The following is a 22,071-nucleotide window of genomic DNA, read 5'->3' as shown; positions in this document are numbered from 1 at the left end:
CATGCCTATATTGGACCGTTTAGGTAAACCAGCTAACTATTTAACTCAGCAAGAAGATATCGCACTTTATTTAGAGCGCTTGTTGAATACACGCTGTGGCACCACACCACAAAACAAGGATTTAGGCTTAGATAGATTGCCAAGCCTAGGTACGCAAAATGACCCTGAATTAATGGAGATGTTGGCTCTAGCCATTTTGGAACAAATCAAAAACTTTGAACCTAGGCTTAAACACCCTAGGTTTATTCAGGAAGATAAAAACCTTTTGCTTCTTGCTGAGTTAACTAACGGAAAACCGACACAGCTTTTATTTCAACTAGATAAAAATCTGCTGTTAAAAGTTCAGCCGGTCACGCCTTCTAATCGAGAGGTTTTGAGCCATGTTTGATCAACATTACCGTGATGAATTGCATCGATTAAGGCAATTAGCAACTAACTATGCAGATAAAGAACCAGAGCTTGCCCGCCACTTAATACCCGGTAGCGACCCTGATGTAGAGCGCTTGCTGGAAGGTGTAGCCTTTCTAACCGCTGGGCTTAGAGATCAACTTGACCGTGAAGCACCACGTTTCACCCGTAATCTATTAGAGATTTTAGACCCTACACGTTTACAGGCACTCGTTTCTACAACGCTTGTCGGTTTCACACCTCGACCTAGTTTGAAAGCACCAGAAGTATTACCTAAAGGTACGCCTCTAGGTAATCAACCCAATCAGGGTAAGTTAGTTGAATTCACTAGTCGTCATGCTTGCCGTGTAAGCCCTTTAGAAATTACTGAATGCACTGTTAGCAACCAGCAAGCAAATAAACAAAACAGCCGCTGCTTAAGTTTAAAACTAAATTGCTTGGCTGGTGGTCTGGGAGCAATTTTAGCAGATCACCCTTTAAACCTTCATTTAGTTGCACCTCTAAATGTAGGGGCAGATTTACACTGGTTATTACTTCACGCCACTAGCCAACTAGAAGTTTTATTTGATGGTCAAATAATAGAAGGAGTGGTTAGCAAAGCCCAACCGTTAGACCTGCCCTTACAAGAAGAACACCTACCAGGTGAGGCAGCTATCTTAAACTACTTACACCTACCCGAAGCAGCGATGGCACTTGCTATTCACTTTGATGGCCTAGATGAGCGCAATAAAGCGCAAGAGCTAACCCTTAATTTTTGGTTAGATGAATCTCAGCTTAGCCTACCAAAAGTAAAAAAAGAGTATTTTCAACTGCATTGTGTTGCTGCAAACAACCAGTTTTTAAGGCAGTTACCATCCTTTTTAAAAGATGCTAGACAGCTATTACAACCCCTCTTACCTCGCTCTAAAAAGCAAGAAACACTGTTAGTCCACTCCATACAAAAAATTGAAGGACAGTACGCCAGTGAAGACCAAAGCCATACCTACCTACCCTACTGGGAGGTAGAAGAGGCAACTGATAAACATGCCTACCAACTGCATTCAGAACAAGACCTGTTAACTGGCTTACCAACTTATCGCCTTTTATTGACACAAAGCCAAGACGAGCTTAGCAATAAAGATGAAGTGATTCGTGTCTCTGCTTGGTGTAGCAACGGACAAGCTGCTGCACAACTATTACCAGGTGATTTGTCTACCCATTTAAATGCCACACCAGAAACTGTTAGCTTTACTAATTTAACTACTAGCACTGCTTGGAAAGCACCTAAATTAGACCCTGCAAGTGAGCGCCAGCAGGTTGCAGAATTAAGCCGAGGCAATACCAGTTTGTTTAGTCGTAATGGTTTGCTGCAACGCCTTCAAGAAATGGCTGAACGGATTAGCCCCGATGACTCACGTTTAGCCATTAATCAAAAAAAGCTAGATGCCATTCAAAAAGTAACGGTTCGTGCTACAGAAAAATTACTCGAACAGTCGCTATTTCGTGGCCTTGAAATGAGCTTGAGTATTAATTTTCAAGCCTTTAATAGTAAAGGTGATGCCTTGGGTTTTTGCAGTCGGCTAGATAGATTTTTAGCACAAATGACACCAATCAATCATTTTTCTGCCTTGTACGTAATTGATGCTAATTCTGGAGAAGACTTTACATGGTCACCCAAGCTGAACACTCAGATATTAGGCTAAAAAACAGCTTTAACGCTTCCCAGTACAGCCTTTTTCAGCTTATTCGCCAAATAAAAGCTGAATACCCTACTAGCCAAATACAACTTCGGCCTGCTTTGCATCGTAGTATTTTGCAAGGTGAAGTTTTTCAAGCCACACAAGTTGGGGATGACTGGTGTATAGACGTTAATCTACCTGGGCTTTACGGCAGCAGTTCGCCTTTGCCTAGCTATTTTACTGAGCTATTACTTGAACAAGCGCAGCAAGAAAACACCCTGCCACGCCAATTGTTAGATTTACTGAATCAAAGATTATATGAACTAAAAATTGAAATAGAAGGTAAAAGTCATCCTGCTATTCAGCAACTGGAAGAAAAAAACAACCAGTGGCTAGAACTGGCAACACGTCTTTTGGGGTTACCCAGTGAACGCTTAGCTATTTTGCCTCGTAAAGCTTGGTTGTTTCGTCACTATCATTTGCTGACTCATCCCTACCCTACCGCTCAAGGTTTAACTCAACTAGTTAGCAGCTGGTTAGAAGATTTTCCTGTAGCAGTAGAAGAATGTGTAATAAGGCAGGTTCAAGTTGGTCGTGACTCGCTAACAAGCTTAGGTAAAGCAAATAATAGCCTAGGTAAGAGCTCACTTTTAGGTAATCAGATCATTGATCGCAACAGTAAACTACGAATAAAAATTGGCCCTTTATCACATGAAAGTTTTAGTGAACTAATAAGGAACAGAAAAACTTGGCGAACCCTTAGAACCCTGATTAGCGTTTATCTTCGCTCACCTTATGAGTGCGAGCTAGAGTTTTCCTTAGATGCACCTAAACAGTTAGATGCAGTCAACCTAGGTGGACTGCAATGGGGTCACCTAGGTCGTAATGCTTGGTTATTAAACAAACAAACTACTGATACGCCAGCCAGTCTGCAGGCGTTGATGCCATTAATTTAAACCTAAGTCTGAGAAACTGGCTGAAAAATTGGAGATACAAAGATGCTGAGCTTTCAAACTCGCTGGTGGTTAAGTTGGATACTAGTGGCTACAGCCGCCATCTTAATTATTTATTGGGGTATACAGCACGCTGGGCAAACCCGAGTTATTCGTATTGCTACAGCCTCATCTGGTGGTTATTACCATCAATATGGTGCTCTGCTCAAAGAAATGATTGAACAGCAGGGAAAATACGATGTGGAACTAATAGAAACCAAAGGCTCTGTCGATAACCGTGGCAGGTTATTAAAAGAAGAAGCAGATTTAGCCATTATCATGATTGGGTCCGCAACCCTTCGAAACTTAGAACTAGTTGCACCTTTATGGCAAGACTATATGCATTTAATTGTACGTAAAGACAGCAAAATTAAAGGCATAATGGATCTTCAAGGGCACAACATTGCGCTTGGCTCAAAAGGTTCAGGTTATCGTGCGCAATCCATGATGTTACTTAATCATTTAGGCATCAATGAAAACACCATTGGAATGAATGAGTTTTACTTTTCTAGGCTACTTGATACCCCTGAATTAGAAGGCGCCATAGTTACAACAGGTATGCTTAACCCCGATTTGCGCGATGTATTAATGAGTGGTGAATTTAAACTCCTACCTATTGAACTCGCTGAAGGCTACTCACTAAACCATAGCCAAATTAGCACCACGCTTATTCAACCAGGCACCTATACCAGCGCAGCAGGGCCTTTACCCACGGAGGGTGTTAAAACTATAGGCACTCTAGCTGTATTAGCAGCCCGCCCAGGCTTGCCAGATGATTTAATCGACAAGTTACATACGGTTCTGTTTTCTGAAGAACTCCGACGTAAAGCCCCAGTTATGGTTGACTTAAATCCTTTGGAAGATCGCTTGTTGCGTTATATGCCCATGCACCCAGCCAGCGCACGCTATTACAACCCCTATGCTGGTTTCGATGAGCTTTCTCGAAGCCTTTCTTGGTTCTCTCAAAACCGTTGGTTAGTTTTTGGTCTACTCATTGCAATTATCGCAGGCTGGTTACAAATCAAATACATGCAACGCCTACGTGACTTACGCAAACGTAACCACCTAGAAACAGGGTTAGAAAAAATCTTCCGTGAAGCCGTTGAGCTAGAAAGATCACAAAAATCTGCCAAAGACATTCGGTTACTTCATCAGCAGCTAAATGAAGCACTCACTTTAAAGAACCAAGCTGTTTCACTTGCTCAGGGTAACCACTTAAATGATTCTGTTCTATTACTGACAACCCTGCAGCAATGCAGTGATGTAATGCGCCAAATAGAATGGCGACTAGCAGGGTTACAAGTACAAGAAATGTCTAAACAGCAAGCCAAAGCTGCAGCACTTAACTAAGAGTAAGAGGTTGACTCCATGAGTAGCGATACCCACTACACCTTAGAATTACCAGAAAATGACGGTTTTGAGTTTCAAGTCGTTAGTTTTAAAGGTTACGAAGCTTTAAGCAAACCTTTTAACTTCAATTTTGAACTCTACAGTGAAAATTCTGATTTAAATGTTCGTCAGCTTTTAGGTAAAAAAGTTAACTTCACACTTGAGGTTCTGGGTAAAAGTAGAAAAATTCATGGCAGAGTGGCCTACTGCCGTATTCTGCATCCAATAGAAAACGGCTACCTTTACCAATTACAGATGGTACCGCGCTTAGCTAGGCTTGAAATGATTCAAACCAATGAAATTTACCTTGATGAAACCTTAGTTGAGACGCTTGAAAAGGTACTAGAAGAAGGTGAGTTTACCAGTGAGGATTATGATTTAAGCAAGCTTGGAGAATACCGTAGTTGGGATTTTCGCTGCCAGTTTGGGGAAAGCCATCTAAATTTTTTACACCGTATTACTGAGCGCGAGGGCATTTATTACCGCTTTCACCAGCTGGAAGACAAAGAAAAAGTTGTATTTTATGATGCCAGTTCTCAACACCTTACCGATTCAGTTGCTACCCTTTATTACCTGCCAGAAACTGGGCGTGTACCTACGGCTGAAACCAGCTTCTTAACGCAATGGATAAGCCATGGGGAGCCTTTACCTAAAACCATTGCACTTAAAGACTACAACAGCAATACCCCTTCATCGCAAATAGAAGGGCAGGCAACCATAGATGAGCAAGGCTTTGGTTCTATTTATCGTTACTGCGACAACCTAATTAATTCAGATGAAGCAGAAAAAATTGCTGAAGTTAGAGCAGAAGAATTAAAAATGAAAAGTGAAGTTTTTCATGGTGAAAGCCGCGATATCACTTTAGAAACCGGCTTAATTTTTTCTGTAGAAGGTCATTTTAGAATAAATGACAATGGTGAATTTTATCCTTTTATTCTTGAGCACCAAGGATTTAACTCAGCTTTCCAGCGTTTTAATGATGCAAGTACTAGCCAAGCTCCCTATAAAAATAGAATACAAGCCTTACGCACCAATTTACAATTTCGACCCAGCGTTACTACAGAAAAACCACGTTTTTTTGGTGTGTTAAATGCCATTATTGACACCAACTCCGATGATGGTTATGCAAACCTAGATACAGAAGGCCGTTATAAAGTTATCTTACCTTTTGACCGTGAACGGTCCGCTGGTGAAGGCAAGGCTTCTTGCTGGATACCCATGATGCAACCTTCAGCAGGCAAAGGTGGCGGTATGCACTTTCCACTGCTAGCAGGTACAGAAGTACTACTTAGCTTTATTGGTGGTGACCCAGACCGTCCGATTATTTCTGGTGCACTACCCAATGCCGCCTACCCTAGTGTGGTTAAGGATGCCAATAAAACTAGTAGCCTATTACGCAGCGCCAGCGGTAACCGTATAGAACTAGAAGATGAAGAAGGTTCTAGTCGTTTAAAGCTTTTTTCACCTACCAATAATACCTACCTTCACTTAGGTGCACCTAATCATTCAGGTGATGGTTTCACCTTAACCAGTGATGGACTATATCGTTATGAAATGCTAGGTGGTAAACAAACCTTAGTATTTGCTCGTTCTCACAGCGTAGACGATAAAAATTCAGACGCATTTACTGTTAAAAAGCATGGTGGTGAAGATGGTGATACCTTCGATGAACAAGCCCTCTTTGCCTTTCCAAAACTTGATAGTGGGGACTACGGTGACAGTAGTTTAACCAAAAAAGAAGAACTGTCAGGTAACTACCTTATTTCTCGTAAAGCTGGGCATCAATACAATTGGGAAGACGGTGATGTTTATAACTTTAGTGGGGATGGTAGCGAATTTAACTTCGGTGGTGGCGATGAAACGCTAACCTTCTTTGTTGAACCGAGTGATACACGCTATAAAAAAATGAAGTGGGACGTACCTAAAAAACTAAAGGGAGCGAAAGAATGGGCGTTTGATGATTCAGTTAAGGGTAAAGACACAGCTTGGTCAGCTGATAACCATTATATTGAGAAACTCTGGGGTAACACCTTTAACTACCAAATGGGCAATAACTACACTTGGGGTGATACCGCTGATTATGACTTTGGCAATGGCTATGAAGAAGTCCATATTGATGAAAGTGTTGCTGGTGGCATCAACCAAAAACTTGATAACGATAAAGTAGATACTGGTGGCCCTTACCTCAGCAGTATTACAGGAAACAATATTACCTATGCTGAACCCGGTGATATATTAATTGAAAAAACCTATGGTGATACTTACGAATACCGTAATGGAAAAATGTTAGAAGTGCATGTAGGTGAAGCTGAAGAGCATCATCACGGTACTTCTTGGAGTTATAAGCATGGCGATAGTTATGAAGAAACTTACGGCCTAACAAAAAGCACTCACCATGGTCGTGCAGAAGATTATTTTATGGGTGGAACATTTGAAGCATCTTTTGCAGCAACAAAGTCCATTAATTTGAGCGCAACAAGTGACATAACTGTAGGTGTAGCAAATGAAATATACCTAGGTGCTACAAATGGAATTGCTTTAGCCCTTGCAAATGAGATGTTCTTTGGAGTGAGAATGGATATTTCATTTAGCTCAACAACAGAAATTGCATTGGGATTCAAAAATGAATTAAATGCAGTTGTTGAAACAAATATGTCGGGAACAAAGCTAGAACAGAATATTACAGAAATAAAGAATAAGCTAAGCTCTGTTGATAATTTATTAAATAAAGTAAACAACAGCACTGTTAATATTGGAAACACAGCCGCCACAAAAATATCTAGTGCTATTCTAACCCTGATTAATTAATCATGCAGATAATTAAACCCTTACAATTAAGCGCTATAATCCGCTCTTTTACCTATCAGCGCCAACATTTTTGTTCGATTGGTAGCTTGCTGGGTTTTGACCTTACAACAGGCGAACCAGTGCTAGAGCAAAACTTATGGGAAAAAGTTGCTGCTACACCAGAAGTTCAAATTTTAGATGCAGGCTTTCCGAAGCCTCAAGCAGAGGTTTTAGTCTATGGCTGTGCAGAAACACCTAAAAGTGAACCTAGAACAGCGTTGTCTGCTGGCTTAACAGTGGGCAACCTTAACAAACAACTGTATCTACAAGGTAAAGGGTACTGGCGTGGCTTGCCCGGCTTTAAGCAACAAAAAGTTGACCAAACCTTTACCCGCATACCACTGAGCCATGACTATGCTTTTGGCGGTGAAGGCTTTGCAGACAACCCCAAAGGTAAGGGTTTTCAAGCCATAACCACTGAAGCCGGTGAGAGCCTTTACCCTCTTACCCAAGTGCAACTATTAAACACACCTGCCCAAAAGCCTGGGCAAATTCTACCCTTAGCTTTTACTGGTGCAATGGATTTTATGTCGCCTCAAAGGCAGCAATACGCAGGCACTTATAACTCTACTTATATGCAAAAAGCCATGCCCGGTTTACCCGATGATTTTGATTGGCTTTTTTGCCAAGATGCCTTGCCTGATCAGCGCTTTCAAGAAGCCAGCTTGCCAAGCAATGCCCCCTACAAATTACAAAACCTAAATGCTGATGCACCACTAATTGAAGGAAACTTACTCAGTTGGCAAGCTGTGGCTTGGTTATTACAGCAGCAAACTGATGAATTAAAACCCACACCTCAGCAGGTGCTGTTAAAAGCTGAAACCCTAATTTTATTACCTAATCAGAATTTAGGCATTATGCTTTACCGCGGAAAAATCAAGGTTAACCGTGATGATGCCCGTGATATTAAAGCCTTGCTGCTAGCACTAGAAGACCCTAAAGCAATTAAGCCAGACACCCATTACCTAGACCAATTACAAAAACGTTCTGATCAAAACAATGCTTGGCGCTATTTATTAGATACTCAACCTTTGCTTCCAACACAAATTACCTGTGGTATGGCATTAATGATGGCGCAAAACGGGGAAGCGCCTTCACTCGATTTACCTCAAATAGATAAAGCACAACACCTAGCAGAAGAAATAAAAGCTAATGCTAGGCAGCAAATTGAAACAGAAAGTTTAAACTTACCAAAAACAGGTGCAGACCTCCCATCTATAGCAGAACCAGAAACACCACCTGAATGGCAGGCAAAGTTAGAAGCTTTACAGAACAAAATACTACCTAAAAAGCCTAATGGTAGCCCAGATTTAGCAAAAATCGACTTTGATGCTATGAAGGAAATTAGCCCACTTGTTGAAGGTATCCAAGCTCAAGAAACTGTAAAAGCGCAACAAGCGCTGTTACCACAGCTAGAAGCTATGTTGGCGACTCCTGAATTAAAAGATCACCACCCAAAAATTCGTAATAAAATTGCGTTACTTTCTAATCCGCCTAAACCCAGTTGGCCTAGGTTAGAAATAGATGTAACCCTCGATAACCTAGTTGATCAGCTTGAAAAAGAAGCATTAGAGTTAAAAAACACAGCGTTATCACAAGAACAACTTAAAGAAACTCAACAAAAACTTGCAGCAAGTATAAATAAAGTTGAAGAAGCAAAATTACAACTTGCAACGCTTCCAGCAAAAGTTAAAGCCACCTACCGCATGGGTGCAGAATATTCTGAACGCGGCTCGCCACTACTTAGCAGTAAAGAGCGCTTAAAGTTACGCCAACAAGTTTTGAGTGCCATTGCACTTAAACAACCTTTACCCACCGACGACCTAGCCGACTTGGATTTATCAAATCAATTTCTTGATGGAGTCGATTTTAGCGAGTGCTATATGGAAGGTATTAACCTAAGTGGAAGCAGCCTGAAAGGTGCCAACCTAAAGGGTGTAATTATGGTTTATGCCGATTTACAAAAAACCGATTTTTCCGATGCCGACTTAACCGGCGCTAATATTGGCTCATCTAACCTTGAAGCTTGTATTTTTAAAAGTGCTTTACTAACCGAGGTAAGTTTTAATAAAGCAACACTAGTAGGCAATGACTTTACTCAAGCAGACCTAGTCAAAACCCAGTGGATGCAAGCCAGCATTAAAGGTTGTAACTTTTTTCAAGCCAACCTAATGCAAATTAACCTGATCGACCCTACTTTTGAAGCGTGTAACTTTACGGAAGCTAACCTCAGCCAATCGAGTCTAGTAAACCCAATTTTTAGTGATTGTAAATTCGATTCGCTTAACGCAGAAAGTAGCAACTTTATTAACATGCAGGCAACAGCATCTAGTTTTACTAAAGCCAAATTAAACAATGCCCGCTTTATAGCAGGCTGCCAGCTAGATGACAGTAATTTTAGTCAGGCACAGCTTTATATGGCCTCTTTTCGAGAAGCTTCATTAGTAAACTCTTGCTTTGATGCCGCCCATTTAGAACAAGCCGACTTAGAGTTTGCTAACTTAACAGGTGCTAGTTTAAAAAAAGCCAACCTGCACCGTGCCAATATGGCTAACACCAACTTCACTCAAGCCAAGCTTGAAGATGCCAACCTAATGGAAGGTATTCTCTATCACGCCCAGGTTAAAAATGCAGACTTCAGAGGTGCTAACCTCTATGCCGCTAATTTACTCTACATGGAGCTAGGTAATACAAAATTTGATTTTGCTAATTTAGATCGTACCCTGCTGCAGGACTGGCGACCATGATGAATAAAACAACTTTACAAGAATGGATAAAAAAAGGTGATACTTTTGTTCTTGAAGAACAAGTAATTACTGGTGATTTCACAGGTATAGACTTAAGTGGAGGGGCCTTCCAAGACGTTGATTTTTCCAATGCTTGCTTAGATAGCGCCCTAATAAAAGAGTGTACCTTTAATAAGTGTATTTTTAATGCTACTAGCTTTAAAAATGCTCAGTTCATCTATACCAACTTTATTGAATGTAAAGGAGCTGGTATTCAAGCTGAAGCGAGCCAATGGCAAAATACATCTGCTGTTAATTGTCAGTTTGAAAAATTCAATATAACCAACAGCACCCACAAGGCAACGAGCTTTGTTGAAACCGATCTAAGTCAAAGTAACTGGCAGGGTGTGAAGGCAGAACAAGTAAGCTTGATTGATACTAACCTTGCTTATGGTCAGTTAACTCAAGCAAAGTTTAAAAACTTTAGCTGCATTAATAGCAATCTAAATACTAGCCGTTGGCAAAAAAGTTTTGTTGATCAATGTAGCTTTATTAACTGCACACTTGAAAATGCTGAATTAACTGAACTGACAGGTTTTCGACTTAATTTACTTGAATGCCAGCTAGAAAGTATGCAGCTCCATAACACCACTATTGAGTTGGCTTTTTTTCAAAAAGCAAATCTAGCCAAACGTGATTTTACTCAGTCAGGGCTTATTAAACCACAATTCCAAGAATGCGACCTTAGCTACTGCAATTTTAAAAACATGGATCTTTCACAAATGGGCATGATGAAAGCCTTAGCGATTGGCTGTGATTTTTCTGGCGCTAAACTGAACCAAGCCAATCTAATAGAAGCCCAGCTAGATAAAGCAGTGTTTAACCACTGTGAAATGAATATGGCGCTATTAATTAAAGCTAGTTTACAGCAAGCCGTATTTTATAAAGTGGCAGCAGAACAAGCTCAGTTTACTGAATGCAATGCAACTGAAGCAGTTTTTACTGAAAGCAACCTTACTTATGCCGACTTTAGCCATGCACTCTTAACTAAGGCTGATTTTAGAAACGCTAAGCTGGACCGCACTAACCTGCATTGCATTATTGATCCTAGTTCACTATGGGAAGGTGCAAATCGATCGGCTGCTCTAGAAACAGATTCAGTAAGAGAAAAAGCAGAAAAAATGGCTAAGCAATAATTAATAGGAAAACAAACCATGACGTTACTTACACAACCTAAAGACTCAATAACACCAACAGCAGCTTCAGCAACAGAAGGTTATGTGCAAGGCGGTAAAGACGGCTATTGGTTAGTAACAACTAGTCAGGGCTTGGTAAGAGCTTGCCAAGCTTACTCTTGCTTAGTTCAACCTGTATTAGGTGACAAGGTGCTGCTACAAAGTGTTGGCAAAACAGCTTACTTATTAGCCATTCTTGAGCGCCAGCAACCACTGGCCATGCAGATTAATGCTAAGCAAGGCTTATCTTTCGATTTAGGTGGCCAAGACTGCGAATGGAAAAATGCTAAGTTATGGCAAGTAGAAGCGGAAACCACCCAAATTTTAACCCAACACGCCGAATTAACCACCAATACAGGAAAAGTAAGCGGTAACCAACTTACCCAACATTGGCAGCAGGTACATAATTTAATTAAAGATTTTTGGCACTCAGGTCAAACGCTTTGGCAGCAGGTGCGTCAATCCATTAGCCGTGTTGATGAAGTAGAACAAAAAGATTCAGGTCACTTTATTCAGCGTACTAGAGGAAACATGTCGCTTAACAGTGAGCAGGCAAGCATTACCAGTAATAAAGATTTACGAATAGATGCTGAACGCATTCACATGGGTTAAGGAGAGCATTATGGTTTTTGCAACAACACAAATGGGCGGGATGAACTTGGGTTTTCCTGATGTCTGCATTACACCTGTAGGGCCTGTGCCTACACCCATTCCTTATCCTAATTTAGCCATACCAACTACAGCAGTACCGTCACAGTTTAAAGTATTAACCTTGGCAATGCCTAACCATAATATGATGACGCTTACGCCCATGAGTAATGGCGACAACTCAGGTGTAATGATGAATCCTTTATCGGGCATGGTTATGGGGCCGCAACGCCAATTGTTAGGGAGTTTAAAAACTTTTATTGGTGGTATGCCAGCGAATAAAATGCTGGGGATGTCTGGCCAAAATGGTTTTACCCCAGGCGCACCTGGCGTCACTCTAGCGCCTTCACAAGTGAAATTAATGCTACTAACCTAGTTTTATTAATCTTGTAATAGCGAGTAGATACGCTGATTGCTTTCTCTTAATCTTTCCGATTGCATTAGCACAACAAAGCGGTGGAAAACTAAAGCTAGTTCAGGGTTCCTCGCTTCCATTTGCGACAAGCTAACATGCGTTAAAGATAAAGCACTCGTGGTGCCTACGGCTCTTGCAGAGGCAGACCTAGGTTCATTTAAATACAACCCCATTTCACCTAAGAGAGTACCTGGGCGCATTTTTTTAATGCGAACCCATTGTGCTGATGCAGGGTCTTCAAAACCAACCTCAATACTGCCTGAGGCAATAATATAAAGAACCTGCTCTTTTTGCCCTTCTTGGATAACCCATTCACCATCAACAAAGTGCTCTTCTTTGAAATAAGCTAAAAGCTTGTGTACGTCTTTATCTTCTAGGGTAAGACGGTGCTGTAGCATCATTTTTACTGGTGATTGTTCATCTAAATCAGCTTCTTCCAAGAGTTTGTTTTCAAGTGTTTCTAACGCTTCTTCAAGCGTATCGGTTAAGCGTAAGCTTCCAGCTTGTGAGGGCTGGTTAAACACCATGCCCGTTGCTTGCAGTCTTTGTTGAATAACCTGCTTTAACCCCGTAATAAAAATACCAATTTTCTGCTCATCACAAAATTGTTTTAAGCGTAATAAGCTATTTGCGGTAGAGGAATCCGCATTGCTAACTTGTGAAAAGTCTAACAAGAGAGCTTCTATTGAAGCATTCTTATCTTTTACATCTTTTTTAATTTGTTCAATCAAGGTGTTGGCAGTACCAAAAAACAAAAAACCCCTCAAGCGATAAACTCTTACTCTATTAGCTTGTAACTCTAACCAATCCTGCTCTTGGGAAGTACGCTCTACACCACTGGTTAAACCTATAAGGTTAGTATTTAGCTGGATTACTTGTAAGCGACTGTATTCACGAATAAAAAGCAAGACTGTCAATAAAAGGCCTAATAAAACGCCTCCCAAAAACCCTTGAAAAACAATTACTACAAAAATAACAGCAATAACGGTTTGATCTGCTCGGGGAAAGCGTTGGCCTGAAGTAATGAGCCACTGGTTTATAAACTGCATACCTTGAAAGATCAGCAAGCCAGCGACCAGCGGCAAGGGTAACCAGCGCAACAAATGCTCATGTATAAAGATAACAACAAGAAGAAGTAAAGCTATTAAAATGCCAGTTAACCGGTAGTTAGCTTGCATCTGCCTTGCCATACTCGTTTGGCTTAGCGACAAGGAAGCGATACCACCGCCGGTTAAGGCTGTTAGCAAGTTCATACCACCAGCCAACCTTAACTCCTGGTCTAGGTTTAAATCTTTTTTGGCTAAGAGTTCGATAGAAGTTGCTTGTAACAGCATAGATAAAACGGAGATAGAGGCCAGCGTTAATAAAGCACCCCAAGGCAGTAGCACCCAATCTACCTTAGGTGCACCACTTTTTATCCATTGATATCCGGTCACGGGCAAGCTGCCGCTGGCTTCTAGTTGGAAGAACCAAGCTGATTGATTCTGCAACATAGGGGCTAGAGTGACCATTATCACACCACCCACCAAAGTTGCTATAGGTAATAAATGTGCAGGTTGCACTCTTTCACGCAAAAACCATAAAGTGAATGCAAAGATAATAGCCACCCACAAAGCAGTATCTTGTAGCTGATTAATCGCTAGGCTATCAAAACCTGTTAAACCTAAGCCACCCTTAATAAATAACCAACCTATGCCTGCTAAAAAACCAGCAAGTACAGGCAAAGGCAGATAGCGAACAATACGGCTCAGTTTTAAACTTCCCATCAACAACATAAAACCAGCTGTCATTAGGCCATTTAGCATAAGTAGCAGCCAGAACTGTTCTACAGAAGGATCAACGCCTTGTAGCAGGTCTGCAAACATGGCGGCAGCACTTGGGAGGGGGATACCTATAAGCCCTGCGATGCTTCCTTTCCAGGCTACAAGTAACGCAGAAATCATAGCAGTTAATAACATAGCCACAACCATATCAGGCAATAAAACTGCCTGATTGGTTTGGGTCATCATCGCTGCGAAGGAGAAAGCTAGTACGGTACTTATTAAGCTCAATAATAATGCTGCAGGAATTATTTGCAGCAGGCTGCGTTTATTGATGAGCATAATAATCTCCCTTTATCAGTCTTTTTTGTCTTATTGTTATTTAACTGCTCTTATACAGCTACTGACTAGTCACTGGCTTCTACTAATTTTGCTTCTAACTCGCCCATTAGCTGGGTAATGGATTGTGCTGACTTGCCTGTTTCATCGGCTAGCTCTTTTACTTGGTCTGCTACTACGGCAAAGCCACGACCAGCTTCACCAGCGCGTGCAGCTTCAATGCTGGCATTTAAACTCAGCATTTTTAAGGTTTTTAGTACCTGCAGAATTTTTTGTGTTTGGTTGATGATTTGGTTGCTCGTTCCGCCTACATCTTCCATTTTTTTATGGCGTTCGTTTTCTTCAGCTTTACGCTGGCTAATATCGGCAATTACGCCCTCTATAAAAGCAACCTCGCCTAGGTCATTAAAAACAGGGCCGCCGTGCTCATTAACCCACTGAATCGTGCCATCTGCACGCTTAATGCGATAATCGACATTCCAGTTAGCTTTATTTTTAATTCCTTGAGCGATTACTCTATCTAAGCGTTCTGTGTCATCCTGGTGTATCAGTGACATATAGGAAAGACGATTATTATCTAATAGGTCTTTTTCAGAATAACCTGTTACTTTTTTAACAACACCCGCTAAATTAAGCATGGTAAAGCTTTTGTCATGGCGGCTACGGTAAAGAAAGCCGTTCATGCGGTTAGCAATACTCTCATAAATTCGTGCAGTATCCTCTGTTGTGTTGTAGTCCATGTCCTGCTGTTTATATTCTGAATTCATGTCAAAAAAGACCTTAAAAGTTTAGATAAAAACCATGATTAAATGTACACCGCTACTGGATTAACAGCAATGCAATTCATTAATTTAAGCTTGCAAATGTCGACCGCCATTTAGGGGTAAAACGGCACCGGTCATATAGGGTTGATTTAGTAGAAATTCGACAGTTTGAGTTAGTGCATTAAAGCCTGGTGCTATGCCTAAAGGTGACTTAGCCAACGCTTTTTTTTGGTAGGCTAGGTCATCACCTTCGTTAAAAGCTAGTAATGCAGGTGCTATAGCATTTACTTTTATCTTGGGTGCAAAACGACTTGCAAAGGATAGCGTTAAATTTTGTAAAGCCGCCTTACTAGCAACGTAGGCAGCATGTTTTTTTGAGCCTCGTCGCACGACATCATCGGTTAAATGAATGATATCCGTCATCTGCCCAGTTTTTTCTGCGCAAGCTAAAAGTAAAGACTCTAACCCTAGGTTAATTAAAAAAGGGGCTTGTTGGTGAACTTGAAACATTTGCCTAAAAACCGTGGCAGCGTCACTTAGGTCTTGCTCGTCAGCAGCCCAATCTGAAGCGTTATGAATAACCGCCCTTAAGCTAGGCGTTTGCTTTTTTACCGAAGTAATTAATGCCAGTATCTCTTCATCAGTCGCAAAATCGGCTTGAATGCCCTGTGCGCCCAAAGCAATAAGCTCATCAACGCCCGCTTTATGGCTGCGGTAGCTAAAAATAACCGGCTGTCCAGCCGCTAGTAAATGTTTGGCTAGGTGTAAACCGCTGCGTTGGGCTGCACCAGTAATTAAAACAGGAGAATTACTATTCATAGCTTCTAGGTGCATAGGCATGTGCATCGCTAAGCAAGCCACGCGCTGGCATACCCTGTTCCATTAACAAGTCTTCAACGGCGTAAACCATATTAGGTGAACCACAAATAAAACCTTCAAGCGTTGCGGCTGAATTGGCTTCATCGTAATCATTGGCTAGTACATCGGTTACTCGCCCTACTTCACCCTGCCAACCTTCGGGTGCTTCTTCGACAATAGCAATCAGGGTAAAATCTGCTAGTTTATTTTGCCAAGCTAAGGCTGTTTCTAAATCATAAAGCCCTGCTGGGTTTTTAGCCGCCCAATAAAAATTAACGGCTGACTGCCAGTTTTTTTCTATTAAGCTTTCTACCAAGGCTTTAATTTGTGCAAAGCCCGTACCAGCTGCCACTAGCGTCAGTGGGCGATCTTTACCCTGTAAAGTGCATTCACCAGAAGCCAAACGAACTTGAAGGGGTTCACCTGAATTAAGCTGCTTAAACAGTGCTACTGAGTTTTCACGTTCTGGCAAATGCTGAATGTGTAGCTCAACTTGATTGCTTCCCGGTAAGCAGGCCAATGAAAACGCTTGCCAGTGGTTGCCAGCTACCTGAATTTCCATGTACTGGCCTGGCTGAAAGTTAGCAGCGCTTTCAAGCTGTAAGATTACTCGGTAAACGTTATCTGTTAAGGCTTGCAACTGGTGAAGGCTTGCACTGCAAACAACTTGATTCATTCTTCTTCCTTATCTTTTTAACTAACTGTCCAAACTTAGCTATCTAAACCTAGCTCATCCCAAATACTATCAACACGGGTTTTCACTTCTTCGGTCATAGTTATGCAAGTACCCCATTCTCGGTCGGTTTCACCCGGCCATTTATTGGTAGCATCCATACCCATTTTTGAACCCAAGCCAGAAACAGGTGAAGCAAAATCTAAATAATCAATGGGTGTGTTATCAATTAATACCGTATCGCGAGAAGGGTCCATCCGTGTAGTAATCGCCCAAATCACATCCTTCCAGTCGCGGGCGTTAATATCATCGTCTGTGACTATTACAAACTTGGTGTACATAAACTGACGTAAAAAACTCCACACACCCAACATCACCCGCTTAGCGTGGCCTGGGTATTGTTTTTTAATGGTCACTACGGCCATACGGTAAGAGCAACCTTCCGGCGGCAGGTAAAAATCAGTAATTTCTGGGAATTGTTTTTGCAGAATAGGCACAAACACTTCGTTGAGTGCCACACCTAAAATCGCTGGCTCATCGGGTGGACGGCCAGTGTAGGTAGAATGATAAATAGCATCTTTACGGCGGGTAATGCGTTCCACCGTAAACACAGGAAAGTCATCCACTTCATTATAATAGCCAGTATGGTCACCAAAAGGGCCTTCAGGCGCTAGTTCACCCGGCTCGATATAACCTTCTAAAATAATTTCTGCTGAAGCAGGCACACGCAAGTCATAACCAATGGATTTAACCAGTTCCGTTTTAGTGCCACGTAATAAACCAGCAAAAGCATATTCAGACAGGGTGTCGGGCACAGGCGTTACCGCACCTAAAATAGTGGCAGGGTCTGCGCCCAAAGCCACACAAACAGGGAAGCGCTTGCCAGGGTTTTCACGGCAGAATTTTTGGAAGTCTAACGCACCACCACGGTGGGCTAACCAACGCATAATTAGCTTATTTTTGGCTAATAATTGCTGGCGATAAATACCCAGGTTTTCACGACCATCTTTTTTACCCTGAGTAATCACCAAAGGCCAGGTTACTAACGGCGCTGCATCGCCTGGCCAGCAGTGCATGATGGGTAGTTTATAAAGATCCACCTCATCGCCTTCAAGAATTACTTCTTGGCAGGGTGCTTTTTTTAGCACCTTAGGGCTCATGGTGAGTACTTTTTTGAAAATAGGCAGTTTTTCCCAAGCGTCTTTCAAACCCTTGGGCGGGTCTGGCTCTTTTAAATAGGCTAATAACTTACCAATTTCACGCAGCGCTTCGGTCGATTCAGCACCCATACCCAAAGCCACTCGTTCAGTTGTACCAAACAAGTTAGCCAAAACTGGCAGGGTATGGCCTTTGGGGTTTTCAAACAAAATAGCAGGGCCACCAGCACGCAAAGTACGGTCGGCAATTTCGGTCATTTCCAAATAAGGATCTACCTCCTGCTGAACCCGCTTCAACAAGCCCCTTGCTTCAAGCTGCTGGATAAAGTCGCGTAAATCCTTATAAATCATCTGGATTTAAAACCTCTTAATGTGCAAAAGGCAAGCCAGAAGGCTTGCCTTAAAATTACTTATTTACTGCCGCTCAAGTAGGCATAAGCTTTAATGCTTGTGTCTTCCGTACCAATCGCAGGTAGTAAGTTAGAGAAGACTAGTTTTCAGGCTTCTGCAGCAGGGATGCTGCAGTAGAGCTTACATGGAAGTATTCACAGCGCCCTGAAAATGGCTTCTCTAAATTAAATTTAGCTGCTTAGTTACTTACGCTTCATCGCCTCAAAAAATTCCATATTGATTTTAGTGCTTTTTAAGCGATCAACCAAGAATTCAGTGGCAGCCACGTCTTCCATAGGATTAAGCAGCTTGCGTAGAATCCACATACGCTGTAGCTCTTCTTCAGTGGCTAGTAAATCTTCACGGCGTGTGCCAGAACGACGAATATTGATAGCAGGATAGATACGTTTTTCAGCTACTTTACGGTCTAGGTGTACTTCCATATTACCCGTACCCTTAAACTCTTCAAAAATAACTTCATCCATCTTCGAGCCAGTATCAACCAAAGCTGTAGCGATAATGGTTAAGCTACCGCCTTCTTCAATATTACGTGCAGCACCAAAGAAACGCTTAGGCTTTTCTAAAGCATGTGCATCAACACCACCGGTTAAAACCTTGCCAGAGCTAGGAATAACCGTGTTGTAAGCACGCGCTAAACGGGTAATCGAGTCTAAAAGAATAATAACGTCTAGCTTGTGTTCAACCAAACGCTTAGCTTTTTCGATAACCATTTCAGCAACTTGAACGTGACGCGCTGGTGGTTCATCAAAAGTAGAAGCAACCACCTCACCGCGCACAGTGCGCTGCATTTCAGTTACTTCTTCTGGGCGCTCATCAATTAATAAAACAATTAAATGGCATTCAGGATTATTACGTTTAATTGAATTGGCTACATTTTGTAGCATTAATGTTTTACCGGCTTTAGGCGGAGAAACAATTAAGCCACGCTGACCTTTACCTATGGGTGAAACTAAATCAATAATTCGAGCAGTTAAATCTTCGCTAGAACCGTTACCCACTTCCATAATCATGCGTTCATCTGGAAATAAAGGGGTTAGGTTTTCAAAGAGGATTTTATGCTTGGCGTTGTCTGGGCGGTCAAAATTAATGGAATCAACTTTAAGTAGTGCAAAATAACGTTCACCGTCTTTAGGTGGTCGTATTTTACCTGCAATACTGTCGCCTTTACGTAAATTAAATCGGCGAATTTGGCTGGGTGAAACATAGATATCATCGGGCCCAGCTAAGTAAGAGGAGTCTGATGAGCGCAGAAAGCCGAAGCCATCCTGCAAAATTTCCAGTACGCCATCACCGTAGATATCTTCACCACTTTTAGCATGGCGCTTAAGAATTCCAAAGATGATGTCCTGTTTACGAGTACGCGCAACGTGTTCGATGCCCATCTCGTTGGCTATGTCCATTAGTTCAGTAACGGATTTCTGCTTGAGTTCGGTCAGATTCATGGGTTTTTATATAGGTGATCTTACTAGAAGATAATGTCCGTGTAAGGCGGTGGATAAGTAATTTACCGAGCTTGCACAAAAGATTAATAGATTGAGCGAGGCGCTTATTGCTCATTCTGATTGGTTGCTATTGAAGCACTAAGGGCAGGTCGGCTATTCCGTAACATTCGTTTGGTACGATTTGATGCGGAAAGAAAATTAAAAACGGTGCTGAATAAAGCCTTGCTGCACCAAGCGAGGTCTATCTTGCCTTAAGCTGTTTCTGCACGCAACACTTTAATTAGAGTTTTTGCGTGCAGAGCTTATTATTGCAATTATAGATTAGCGTCTACAAAAGCAGATAACTGAGACTTAGATAGTGCGCCTACCTTGGTTGCTACTATCTCACCACCTTTAAAAATCATTAAGGTAGGAATGCCACGAATACCAAAACGTGCTGGGGTATCGGTGTTTTCATCAATATTTAGCTTACAAACAGCTAAGCGGCCTTCGTACTCGCTGGCAACTTCTTCTAAAACAGGAGCGATCATTTTGCATGGACCACACCATTCTGCCCAGTAGTCAACCAGAACGGGAAGTTCTGCTTTTACTACATCGTCTTCGAAGTTTGCATCACTAGTATTGAGGATGTTAGCACTCATAGTCGGTTCTCCATTGGGAACTTATTCATCAAATAATATAATGCATCATATCACCCTCTTTAGCTCACCTGAAGCCGTAAGAATATAAACTTAAGTCTTTTGATGTTATCTTTGCGCTCAAACGACTCCCTTGATCCTTGCGCTATGGATAATTTTTATGACCAACAAGCCCACAACTAGCTTAGATACCCTATCAGAAGGCGACTTGGTTGCTTCATTAGATTTAGGGTCTAATAGCTTCCACCTGTTACTAGCACGTAAAGTAAAAGGTGAACTCAGTGTTATTAAGCGTATGGGCGAAAAGGTTCAACTAGCTGCGGGCTTAGATGCCAACAACCACTTAAGTGAAGCAGCTCAGCAGCGTGGCTTAGCCTGTTTGAAGCTAATGGCACCTTTCTTACAAGGACTAAACGAAAGCCAGGTCACACTAGTGGCCACCAATACCCTTAGAGCGGCGCACAATGCTAAAGAGTTTATTGTTAGGGCAGAAGAAATTTTAGGGTTTCCCATTGAAATTATTGCTGGCCGTGAAGAAGCGCGTTTAATTTATGTTGGTGTGGTTAACTCTAATCCCAAGGTAACTGAAAGGCGCCTAGTCGTTGATATAGGTGGTGGCAGTACTGAATTTATAATCGGTGAAGGCAAAGACCCTCTACTACTTGAAAGCCTGCACATGGGCTGTGTTAGTTATGCAAGCCGTTATTTTACTAGTCCAACAGTTAACGCTATCGACTTCCAAAAAGCTTACCTAGCAGCGCGTGGCGAACTGCTGCATATTCAAAAACGCTTTTGCAATAAAGGCTGGCAACTAGCACACGGTAGCTCTGGCAGCATGAAAACCCTGTCACTTATTCTTGGCAAGGGTAAGTTCGCCACCCTTACTTTAGCTGGTTTAAAACAGCTCTACCAAGACCTGCTAGCAACAGGTAGCCCAGAACAATGGGTTGTCTATGGCATTCGCCCAGAAAGAGTCAGTCTTGTACCTGCTGGTTTAGCTATCTGCCTTGCACTTTTTGAAGCCCTAGACATTAGTAGCATGGAGTATTCCGATGGTGCACTACGTGAAGGGGTGCTTTACGAATTATTAGGCAATGGTACAGATGAAGATGTGCGTGTTCGTACTGTTAGGTCTGTGTCTGAGCGTTTTCAAATAGATAACTCACAAAGTCACCTAGTAACCACTGCGGCACTTCATGCTTTAGATCAGGTTGCCAACACTTGGGGCTTAGCTGGTCAAAAATGGCGCAACAAGCTGGAATGGGCAAGTATTTTGCATGAAATTGGTTTAAGTGTAGCCCATACGCAATACCATAAACACGGGGCTTATTTGGTGCGCTATGCCGATTTAGCCGGTTTTACCCGCCCACAACAACAAATGGTTTCTGTTTTAATTCGTTGTCACCGCCGTAAATTCCCTTTAGCGGAATTCAGTATTTTTACACCTGAAGATCAATTAAAACTACAGCGTTTAGCACGCTTATTGCGCTTAGCTGTATTGCTCCACCCTAGCCGCCCTGAAACGCCTTTTTTAGATTTTCGTATCAGTATCGATAACAGTAATTCTAAGGAAGCCATGCAGCTAACCTTTGCTGAGGGCTGGCTGGAAGAACAACCTTTATTAAGAAATGATTTAGAAGCAGAAGCAGCTTATTTAGAAGAAGCAGGCTTTGAGCTAGGTTTTAGCTAGCCTGCTTCTTATTTGCTACTT

General features: G+C 41.9%; 17 protein-coding genes. 10 read left to right on the top strand and 7 right to left on the bottom strand.

Features of this window, described 5'->3' with window-relative positions; genetic code table 11:
* Position 1: 1 nt before the first annotated feature.
* Genes H571_RS0110305 through H571_RS0110265 form a run of 9 tightly spaced genes read left to right on the top strand, consistent with a single transcriptional unit; the run spans position 2 to position 12,279 of the window.
* Positions 2 to 388, top strand: coding sequence for a GPW/gp25 family protein (locus H571_RS0110305; protein WP_027849237.1), 387 nt, complete (start codon positions 2 to 4; stop codon positions 386 to 388).
* A complete protein-coding gene (tssF, locus tag H571_RS0110300; protein WP_027849236.1) occupies positions 381 to 2,090 on the top strand; it encodes a type VI secretion system baseplate subunit TssF in 1,710 nt (569 codons plus the stop codon). The genes H571_RS0110305 and tssF overlap by 8 nt, the downstream gene beginning before the upstream one ends.
* Entirely contained in the window at positions 2,054 to 3,022 is a 969-nt protein-coding gene (gene tssG, locus H571_RS0110295) for a type VI secretion system baseplate subunit TssG (RefSeq protein ID WP_027849235.1), read from the top strand. Before tssF ends, tssG begins: the two co-directional genes overlap by 37 nt.
* A gap of 42 nt (positions 3,023 to 3,064) precedes the next feature.
* Positions 3,065 to 4,408 (top strand): TAXI family TRAP transporter solute-binding subunit, encoded by a 1,344-nt coding sequence (locus H571_RS0110290; RefSeq protein ID WP_027849234.1) that lies wholly within the window; start codon positions 3,065 to 3,067, stop codon positions 4,406 to 4,408.
* Positions 4,409 to 4,426: 18 nt separating this feature from the next.
* Complete coding sequence (locus H571_RS0110285; RefSeq protein ID WP_027849233.1) at positions 4,427 to 7,255, top strand: type VI secretion system Vgr family protein; 2,829 nt, start codon at positions 4,427 to 4,429, stop codon at positions 7,253 to 7,255.
* Positions 7,256 to 7,257: 2 nt separating this feature from the next.
* On the top strand, positions 7,258 to 10,041 hold the full coding sequence (locus H571_RS15565) for a DUF2169 domain-containing protein (protein ID WP_051168282.1): 2,784 nt from the start codon (positions 7,258 to 7,260) through the stop codon (positions 10,039 to 10,041).
* Positions 10,038 to 11,216, top strand: coding sequence for a pentapeptide repeat-containing protein (locus H571_RS0110275; RefSeq protein ID WP_084482790.1), 1,179 nt, complete (start codon positions 10,038 to 10,040; stop codon positions 11,214 to 11,216). Before H571_RS15565 ends, H571_RS0110275 begins: the two co-directional genes overlap by 4 nt.
* Positions 11,217 to 11,234: 18 nt before the next feature.
* A complete protein-coding gene (locus tag H571_RS0110270; protein WP_027849231.1) occupies positions 11,235 to 11,867 on the top strand; it encodes a DUF3540 domain-containing protein in 633 nt (210 codons plus the stop codon).
* A gap of 10 nt (positions 11,868 to 11,877) precedes the next feature.
* Positions 11,878 to 12,279: a DUF4150 domain-containing protein gene (locus H571_RS0110265; RefSeq protein ID WP_027849230.1), complete on the top strand. Its 402-nt coding sequence runs from the start codon at positions 11,878 to 11,880 to the stop codon at positions 12,277 to 12,279.
* A 5-nt stretch (positions 12,280 to 12,284) separates the two neighbouring features.
* On the opposite strand, the gene H571_RS0110260 is transcribed toward H571_RS0110265, so the two are convergent.
* The 7 genes from H571_RS0110260 to trxA all read right to left on the bottom strand — a co-directional run bounded on the left by H571_RS0110260 (position 12,285) and on the right by trxA (position 20,363).
* Entirely contained in the window at positions 12,285 to 14,420 is a 2,136-nt protein-coding gene (locus H571_RS0110260) for a SulP family inorganic anion transporter (protein ID WP_027849229.1), read from the bottom strand.
* Between the two features lie 65 nt (positions 14,421 to 14,485).
* Positions 14,486 to 15,184, bottom strand: a complete 699-nt coding sequence (locus H571_RS16220; protein WP_156887866.1) for a methyl-accepting chemotaxis protein — start codon at positions 15,182 to 15,184, stop codon at positions 14,486 to 14,488.
* 84 nt (positions 15,185 to 15,268) lie between these two features.
* The gene (folM, locus tag H571_RS0110250; RefSeq protein WP_245562343.1) at positions 15,269 to 16,021 is read right to left on the bottom strand and encodes a dihydromonapterin reductase; all 753 of its coding nucleotides are present in this window, start codon (positions 16,019 to 16,021) and stop codon (positions 15,269 to 15,271) included.
* Positions 15,993 to 16,715: a ferredoxin reductase domain-containing protein gene (locus tag H571_RS0110245; protein WP_027849226.1), complete on the bottom strand. Its 723-nt coding sequence runs from the start codon at positions 16,713 to 16,715 to the stop codon at positions 15,993 to 15,995. Before H571_RS0110245 ends, folM begins: the two co-directional genes overlap by 29 nt.
* A gap of 35 nt (positions 16,716 to 16,750) precedes the next feature.
* Positions 16,751 to 18,220, bottom strand: coding sequence for a 4-hydroxy-3-polyprenylbenzoate decarboxylase (gene ubiD, locus H571_RS0110240; RefSeq protein WP_027849225.1), 1,470 nt, complete (start codon positions 18,218 to 18,220; stop codon positions 16,751 to 16,753).
* Between the two features lie 242 nt (positions 18,221 to 18,462).
* Positions 18,463 to 19,722 carry a transcription termination factor Rho gene (rho, locus tag H571_RS0110235; protein ID WP_027849224.1) on the bottom strand — a complete coding sequence of 420 codons (1,260 nt, stop codon included), beginning with the start codon at positions 19,720 to 19,722 and terminating at the stop codon, positions 18,463 to 18,465.
* Between the two features lie 314 nt (positions 19,723 to 20,036).
* Complete coding sequence (gene trxA / locus H571_RS0110230) at positions 20,037 to 20,363, bottom strand: thioredoxin TrxA (protein ID WP_027849223.1); 327 nt, start codon at positions 20,361 to 20,363, stop codon at positions 20,037 to 20,039.
* 157 nt (positions 20,364 to 20,520) lie between these two features.
* Here trxA and H571_RS0110225 point away from each other — a divergent pair, with 157 nt between their 5' ends.
* A complete protein-coding gene (locus tag H571_RS0110225) occupies positions 20,521 to 22,050 on the top strand; it encodes a Ppx/GppA phosphatase family protein (RefSeq protein ID WP_051168281.1) in 1,530 nt (509 codons plus the stop codon).
* The last annotated feature ends 21 nt before the right edge of the window (positions 22,051 to 22,071 follow it).

The organism is Marinospirillum minutulum DSM 6287 (genome assembly GCF_000422325.1).
GTDB classification, from domain to species: Bacteria; Pseudomonadota; Gammaproteobacteria; order Pseudomonadales; family Halomonadaceae; genus Marinospirillum; species Marinospirillum minutulum.
Note: the sequence above shows the minus strand (reverse complement) of the source record. Positions and strands in the feature narration are given on the sequence as shown.

Bases quoted from the DNA above. Each gene is read 5' to 3' on its own strand.
- H571_RS15565 (WP_051168282.1), top strand. From the start codon at position 7,258: ATGCAGATAATTAAACCCTTACAATTAAGCGCTATAATCCGCTCTTTT.
- H571_RS0110270 (WP_027849231.1), top strand. From the start codon at position 11,235: ATGACGTTACTTACACAACCTAAAGACTCAATAACACCAACAGCAGCT.
- rho (WP_027849224.1), bottom strand. From the start codon at position 19,722: ATGAATCTGACCGAACTCAAGCAGAAATCCGTTACTGAACTAATGGAC.
- tssF (WP_027849236.1), top strand. From the start codon at position 381: ATGTTTGATCAACATTACCGTGATGAATTGCATCGATTAAGGCAATTA.
- H571_RS16220 (WP_156887866.1), bottom strand. From the start codon at position 15,184: ATGAATTCAGAATATAAACAGCAGGACATGGACTACAACACAACAGAG.
- H571_RS0110265 (WP_027849230.1), top strand. From the start codon at position 11,878: ATGGTTTTTGCAACAACACAAATGGGCGGGATGAACTTGGGTTTTCCT.
- H571_RS0110225 (WP_051168281.1), top strand. From the start codon at position 20,521: ATGACCAACAAGCCCACAACTAGCTTAGATACCCTATCAGAAGGCGAC.
- ubiD (WP_027849225.1), bottom strand. From the start codon at position 18,220: ATGATTTATAAGGATTTACGCGACTTTATCCAGCAGCTTGAAGCAAGG.
- H571_RS0110285 (WP_027849233.1), top strand. From the start codon at position 4,427: ATGAGTAGCGATACCCACTACACCTTAGAATTACCAGAAAATGACGGT.
- folM (WP_245562343.1), bottom strand. From the start codon at position 16,021: ATGCCTATGCACCTAGAAGCTATGAATAGTAATTCTCCTGTTTTAATT.
- trxA (WP_027849223.1), bottom strand. From the start codon at position 20,363: ATGAGTGCTAACATCCTCAATACTAGTGATGCAAACTTCGAAGACGAT.
- tssG (WP_027849235.1), top strand. From the start codon at position 2,054: ATGGTCACCCAAGCTGAACACTCAGATATTAGGCTAAAAAACAGCTTT.
- H571_RS0110290 (WP_027849234.1), top strand. From the start codon at position 3,065: ATGCTGAGCTTTCAAACTCGCTGGTGGTTAAGTTGGATACTAGTGGCT.
- H571_RS0110260 (WP_027849229.1), bottom strand. From the start codon at position 14,420: ATGCTCATCAATAAACGCAGCCTGCTGCAAATAATTCCTGCAGCATTA.
- H571_RS0110305 (WP_027849237.1), top strand. From the start codon at position 2: ATGCCTATATTGGACCGTTTAGGTAAACCAGCTAACTATTTAACTCAG.
- H571_RS0110275 (WP_084482790.1), top strand. From the start codon at position 10,038: ATGATGAATAAAACAACTTTACAAGAATGGATAAAAAAAGGTGATACT.
- H571_RS0110245 (WP_027849226.1), bottom strand. From the start codon at position 16,715: ATGAATCAAGTTGTTTGCAGTGCAAGCCTTCACCAGTTGCAAGCCTTA.